This window comes from Microbacterium sp. HJ5, from assembly GCF_054824025.1.
On sequence record NZ_JSYE01000009.1, the window covers coordinates 131,000 to 137,496 of the forward strand.

The window sequence follows — 6,497 nt, forward strand, 5'->3', positions numbered from 1 at the left end:
GCTCACGCGCCGTACTTCGCGCGCAGCCGCGGCAGGATCTCGGCGCCGAACCGCCGCAGGAAGGTCTCCTGGTCGTGACCCGGGTCGTGGAACACCAGGTGGCGGAAGCCGAGGTCGACGTACCAGCCGATCTTCTCGACGTGCTCGTCGGGGTCGTCGGACACGATGAACCGCGACGCCGCGCGCTCGATCGGCAGCGCCTCGCCGAGCCGCTGCATCTCGATGGGGTCGTCGACGCCCATCTTCTCGTCGGGGGTCAGCGCGAGCGGAGCCCAGAACCGGGTCTTCTCGCGCGCGGCCTCGAGGGTGGTGTCGAGCGACACCTTGATCTCCATGAGCGTGTCGATCGAGCCCGGCGCCCGCCCGGCCTTCGACAGGCCCTCCTCGAGCGCGGGCAGCAGCGTCTCGGTGTACAGCTCGCGCTTCTTGCCCGAGGTCGTGATGAAGCCGTCGGCGATGCGGCCGGCGAGACGGGTCGCGGCGGGTCCGGCCGCGCCGATGTAGATCGGCACCGGCTCGGGGAGCTTGTCGTAGATCGTGATGTTCTTCGCGTGGTAGTAAGTGCCGTCGAACGTCACCCGGTCTTCCGACCACAGGCGGCGGATGAGGCCGATCGCCTCCTTCAGTCGCTGGAAGCGCTCGGGCGGGTCGGGCCAGGTGATCCCGAGGTTCGCCTCGTTGAGCGCCTCGCCGGTGCCGACGCCGAGGATCACGCGGCCCGGGTACATCACGCCGAGCGTCGCGAAGTCCTGCGCGACGACCGTCGGGTTGTAGCGGAACGTCGGCGTGAGCACGGAGGTGCCGATGAGCACCTTCGACGTCTTCGCGCCGAGGGCGCCGAGCCAGGGGACGGATGCCGGGGCGTGCCCGCCCTCGTGCAGCCAGGGCTGCAGGTGGTCCGAGATGAAGACCGAGTCGAACCCGACCTCCTCGGCCAGCACCGCGTAGTCCAGCAGCTCGGTCGGTCCGAACTGCTCGGCCGAGGCCTTGTAGCCGAAGCGCAGCGGAATGGTCATGCGGTGCTCCCTTCGAGGGCGGGTTCGAGATCGGTTGCGCGGAGGAACTCGGAGCCGTCCGCGCGGGCCAGCCGCTCGCGGAATGCGTCGACCGTGCCGGGCCACAGCAGCGTCAGGCGGCCCGAGCGATCGTCGACGTACCAGTTGCGGCAGCCGCCGGTCATCCATCGGGTGGATGCCGCGGCCCGCCCGATCTCGTCGGTGTACGCGCGTTCGGCCTCCGGGTCGACGCGCAGCACATGCTCGCCGCGAGCGCCGAGGACGCGAGCCGCGTAGCCCGCCTGCTCCTCGATCATCAGCACCGACGACGAATGGCCGAGCGATGCGTTCGGACCGTTGAGCACGAAGAGGTTCGGGAAGCCGGCGACGACGGTCGAGCCGAAGGAGGTCATGCCGTCGGACCAGTGCTCGGCGAGCGTCACGCCGCCCTCGCCGTGGACGAGCTCGGCGTAGGGCTGCCGCGATGACGCGAAGCCGGTCGCGAGCACCACGGCGTCGACGTCGTGGCGCGAGCCGTCGGCCGCGACGAGCGTCGAGCCCTCGACGGAGGCGAGTGCGGAGGGCACGAGCGTCACCGCGTCGGATGCGACGGCCGGGTAGAACTCGTCCGACAGCAGCACGCGCTTGCAGCCGAACGCGTAGTCGGGTGTGAGCGCCGCGCGCAGCGCCGGATCGGGGATCTGGCTCTCGAGGTGGGCCCGCGCGACCGCCTCGGCCTCGGCCGCGGCACTCGAGTCGCCCGAGCGTGATGCGAAGCGGGCCTCTCCTTCGGCGTAGAGGTCGGCGCGCAGGGCTTCGAGCGCCTGCGGAGTCGTGGCGAACCGCTCCCGATCGGCCGCGGAGTACGCGTCGCCGCCGCGCGGCACGATCCACGCCGCCGTGCGCTGGAGCAGCGTCACGTGCGCGGCCGTGCGCGCGAGTTCGGGGACGATCTGCACCGCGCTGGCGCCCGTGCCGACGACGGCGACGCGCGCGCCGGCGAGGGCGGCCGAGTGGTCCCAGCGCGCGGAGTGGAACACCGGCCCGGGGAACCGATCGAGCCCGGCGACGCGGGGGATCACCGGTGCGGTGAGCCGGCCGCACGCCAGCACGAGCGCATCGGCCTCGATGACCTGACCACCGGCGGCCGGGCCGGCCATCTCGAGGCGCCACACCCGGCGGTCGTCGTCCCACGCGGCCCGGCCCATCGGCGAGTTCAGGCGCAGCCGCTCGCCGAGGGCCTCGGCGTCGGCGACGCCCTCGAGGTACGAGCGGATCTCCGCGCCTGTCGCGTAGGTGCCCGACCAGTCCGGGTTCGGGTGGGTCGCGAATCCGTAGAGGTGCGAGGGCACATCGCACGCGATCCCGGGGTACGTGTTGTCGCGCCACGTGCCGCCGACCGACGCGGCCCTCTCGAGAACCACGAAGTCGTCGAATCCGGCTCGGCGCAGAGCGATCGCCATGCCGAGGCCCGCGAAGCCGGCTCCGACGATCGCGACGCCGACGCGTGTGACCGACGCGGTCATGCGCCCGACCCTCTCGGACGGGGCTCGCGGTAGTCGGTCGTGCGCAGGCGGAAGGGCCGGAACAGACGCGCGGCGATGGGCGCGGCATCCGTGACCGGCAATTCGAGACCGTGCTCGATGCCCGCCTCGGGCTTCACGCGCCCGTCGAGCAGGGTGCCGCCGAGGTCGTCGCCGCCGGACTGGAGCAGGACGGCGGATGCCTCGCGCCCGACCCGCGTCCACGGGATCTGCACGTGCGGGATGCTGCCCGACAGCGCCAGGCGCGAGACCGCGACCATCGCGCGGTGCTCGTCGAGGGACGAGCGCCCGGCGACGAGGGGCACGCCACCGGCCGGGCCCGGCAGGGGGATCGGCACGAACTCGGTGAAGCCGCGGGTCTCGTCCTGGATCGCCCGCAGCGCGCGGAGGTGCGCGACGCGCTCGGCGGCGGTCTCGACGTGGCCGTAGAACAGCACGCTCGTCGAGCGGAACCCCGCCCGGTGTGCCGCGGTGATGCCCTCGACCCACCGGTCGATCTCTAGGTCTCCCAGCGCGACCATGCCGCGCACGCGCTCGCTCAGCACCTTGACCCCCGTGCCCGGCACGGTGTCGACGCCCGCCTCGTGCAGCGCCGCGAGCGCGCCGTCGAGTCCGAGGCCGCCGCGGTCGGCGAGGTCGCGCACATCTTGCGGGCGATACGCGTGGAGGTGGATGCCGGGAGCCGCGGCCTTCACGGCGCGGGCGAGGTCGAGGTAGCCCCGCGGGTCTTCCGTCGGGGGCAGCAGGCCCTGCACGCACAGCTCGGTCGCGCCGAGGTCCCACGCGTCGGCGGCGATCGCCGCGGCGTCGTCGAGGGTGAATGTGGCCGGATCGTCGGCCGCCGCCGCGCGGAGGCCGGTCGAGGTGAGGTTGCGGTTCACGACGAGGCTCACGGCCTCGCCGACCGTGTACCGCCGCACGTCGTCGGCCGTCGCGGCGAGGCCGTCGAGGTCGGCGCCGGTCGCCTGCAGCAGCGTCGCCCACTCGGCGTCGTCGAGGGACAGGGGATCGGATGCCGCGGCCTCGGCGAGGCGCCGAACGTCGTGTTCGGCCTCGGCGCGTCGAGAAACGAGGAGACCCGCGGGGCGATGGGCGTCGCGACCGGCCGCGTGCGGCGCGTCTCCTGCTTTCTCGACGCTGGCCGCGCCGGCGAGGCCGGTCTGCGGATCGGCGAGGGCGGCGACCGGGCCCCGCATCGCGGGGTCGAGCCACGTCTCGGCGGCCAGGACGAACTCGGGCTGGGCGGTGAGCCGCTCGCGCAGCTCGAAGCCGAGCTCGGCCGTGCGCAGCGCGAGGTCGTCGAGGTGGGGCCACGGGCGCTCGGGGTTCACGTGGTCGGCGGTGAGGGGCGAGACGCCTCCCCAGTCGTCGGCGCCCGCGCGGACGAGCAGGTCGAACTCGTCGGGATCGGACAGGTTCGGCGGGACCTGGATCCGCATGCGCGGGCCCATCACGAGCCGAGCGACGGCGACCGCCGCGACGTACTCGAGCAGCTCCGCGTCGGGGGCGCCCTGCATGGCGGTGCGCGGCTTCGCGCGGAAGTTCTGCACGATGACCTCCTGCACGTGCCCCTGGCCGTCGACGGCCCAGCGCTCGTGCGCGTCGCGGATGGCCACCAGGGACTCGGCGCGGTCGTGCAGCGTCTCGCCGATGCCGACCAGGATCCCTGTCGTGAACGGGATGCGCTCGCGGCCCGCCGCGTCGATCACCGAGAGACGCAGCGCCGGATCCTTGTCGGGCGACCCGAAGTGCACCTGTCCCGGCTCCTCGAACAGCCGCCGCGAGGTCGTCTCGAGCATCATGCCCATCGACGGGGCGGCGGAGCGCAGCATCCGCAGCTCGTCCGCGCTCATCACACCGGGATTGAGGTGCGCGAGCAGGCCGGTCTCGGCCGTCACCAGGCGGGCGATGTGGCCGACGTAGTCGAGCGTCGATGCGAAGCCGTGGTCGTCGAGCCACGTGCGCGCCTCGGGCCAGCGGTCCTCGGGTCGGTCGCCGAGGGTGAGCAGCACCTCCTTGCAGCCCATCGCCTGCCCCTGCCGCACCACGGCCAGCACCTGCGCCGGCGACATGAACGCGGGCTTGTGCTTCTTCAGCAGCTGGCCCGGTGTGTCGACGAAGACGCAGTAGTGGCAGCGGTCGCGGCAGAGCGTCGTCAGGGGGACGAAGATCTTCCGCGAGTACGTGATCACACGAGCGCGGCCGGATGCCGCGAGCCCGGCGTCGCGCACGGCGCCGGCCAGCTCGAGCAGGCGGTCGAGGTCGGGCCCCGTCGCCCCGAGCAGAGCCGTCGCCTCGGCGACCTCGAGCCGCGCACCGGAGGCCGCGCGCTCGAGGGCGCGAGCCGTCTCCGGCGGCGAGGCGAGGGGGGAGGCCACGGAGGTCACCGCTCAAGTCTGTCACCGCGGGCGGACGCCGGCGCCGTCGATCGTTGCCCTCCTGTAAGCAAATGATCCGGACGGTGGGGGTGGCCGCTGGCAGACTAGGGACATGGTGACGCTGCTGCTCGACTCGACGCAGCTCGAGGTCGTGCTGTCGGGGGCCGAGCGGGCGATGGCATTCCGAAAGGGGAATGTCGTCATCGAGCGCTCGACGATCAGCAAGGTGCAGCTCACCGACGACGCGTGGACGTGGCTACGCGGCGTCCCGAGCCCCGGTACCCACCTGCGCGGCGTCGTCGCCATGGGCACGTGGAAATCGGCGGGCGCCGACGACTTCGCGATCATCCGCCGGCGTCGCCCCAGCGTCGTCATCGACCTCGAGGGGCACCCCGAGTTCCAGCGGATCATCCTCACGACCCGCCACGGTCTCGCCCTCGTGCAGGCGCTGCGGGTCGAGCTCGCCGAAGAGGCTGCCGACGTCGTCGAGATCGCCGCCGAGACCGGAACCGTCCCGACGGTGCCCGAGAAGAAGCCTCGGCCCCGCCAGGCGCCGACTCCGGCACCCGCGGTCTGACGCCTCCCGCGCGGCAGGCCTCAGCTGACGTCGCGGCGCCAGCTGACCAGGTGGCCGAGCAGCACGAGCACGACGGCGTAGCCGAGCAGAACCAGCCCGCCCTCCCACCACTCCAGCACCGCTGAGCCCTCCGGCGTGCTCACCGCGAAGACGCTGGCGCCGACCAGGGCGTCGCTGGCCGCGCCGGGCAGGAACTGCGTGACCTGCGAGAGTCCTTCGACGAAGGATGCCGCAGCCCGGCCGACCGGCTCGAGGAACTGCGTGAAGACCAGCACGCCCACGATCGCGCCGACCTGATTGCGCACGAGGGCGCCGACGCCGATGCCGACGAGCACCCAGAGGACGTAGGCGAGCAGCATCCGTCCGAGCTGTGCCCAGATCTCGGGCGAGGTCAGCTCCGTGTCGAGTCCGAATCCTGCGAGGAAGCCCGCGGACGCTCCGGCGGCCGCGACGATGCCGACGACTCCATAGAGCACGCCGAGGAGCACGCCGACCAGCAGCTTCGCCCACAGAACCCGGCCGCGATGGGGGGTCGCGAGGAACGTCGGGGTGAGAGTCTTGTGGCGGAACTCGGAGGTCACCATGAGCGTGCCGATGAGCAGCGGGAAGACATAGCCGACCGACGTCGCGGTGCTGTACAGCACGCTGGCGAGGCCCTCCTCGGGGAGCGGCGGCCCGTCACCGGGGAGGGAGCCGGTCGCGGCGGCCGAGAAGACGAAGCCCAGCACCGCGGCGGTGAAGCCGACGTAGATCGCGAGCACGAGGGCGAGCACCCACCACATCGCGGTGGAGAACTGCTTGGTGGTCTCGGAGCGGGTCGCTGCTGCGAGGCTCATCGCTGCTCACCGCCTTCGTCGTCGGCACGGGCATGGACGTCCTGCTCCACCCAGTCGGGGGAGAGATCGGCGAGGGCGCCGAGGTCGTCGTCGGGTGCGTCGGGCTCGTTCTCGTCGGAATCCGGGTGCTGGTCGGCCGGTTCTGCGTCGGGGACCGGCTGCGCGTC

At 72.7% G+C, this 6,497-nt stretch carries 5 protein-coding genes; 1 reads left to right on the forward strand and 4 read right to left on the reverse strand.

Annotated features, from left to right (window positions below; translation table 11 throughout):
* Positions 1-2 precede the first annotated feature (2 nt).
* Genes fgd through cofG form a run of 3 tightly spaced genes read right to left on the reverse strand, consistent with a single transcriptional unit; the run spans position 3 to position 4,926 of the window.
* On the reverse strand, positions 3-1,016 hold the full coding sequence (gene fgd / locus OB08_RS04420; RefSeq protein ID WP_461472517.1) for a glucose-6-phosphate dehydrogenase (coenzyme-F420): 1,014 nt from the start codon (positions 1,014-1,016) through the stop codon (positions 3-5).
* Positions 1,013-2,521 (reverse strand): flavin-containing monooxygenase, encoded by a 1,509-nt coding sequence (locus OB08_RS04425; protein WP_461472519.1) that lies wholly within the window; start codon positions 2,519-2,521, stop codon positions 1,013-1,015. Before OB08_RS04425 ends, fgd begins: the two co-directional genes overlap by 4 nt.
* The gene (gene cofG, locus OB08_RS04430) at positions 2,518-4,926 is read right to left on the reverse strand and encodes a 7,8-didemethyl-8-hydroxy-5-deazariboflavin synthase CofG (RefSeq protein WP_461472521.1); all 2,409 of its coding nucleotides are present in this window, start codon (positions 4,924-4,926) and stop codon (positions 2,518-2,520) included. The genes OB08_RS04425 and cofG overlap by 4 nt, the downstream gene beginning before the upstream one ends.
* Before the next feature lie 103 nt (positions 4,927-5,029).
* Here cofG and OB08_RS04435 point away from each other — a divergent pair, with 103 nt between their 5' ends.
* The gene (locus OB08_RS04435) at positions 5,030-5,494 is read left to right on the forward strand and encodes a hypothetical protein (RefSeq protein WP_461472523.1); all 465 of its coding nucleotides are present in this window, start codon (positions 5,030-5,032) and stop codon (positions 5,492-5,494) included.
* 20 nt (positions 5,495-5,514) lie between these two features.
* On the opposite strand, the gene OB08_RS04440 is transcribed toward OB08_RS04435, so the two are convergent.
* Complete coding sequence (locus OB08_RS04440) at positions 5,515-6,330, reverse strand: ABC transporter permease (RefSeq protein ID WP_461472525.1); 816 nt, start codon at positions 6,328-6,330, stop codon at positions 5,515-5,517.
* Positions 6,331-6,497: the final 167 nt, after the last annotated feature.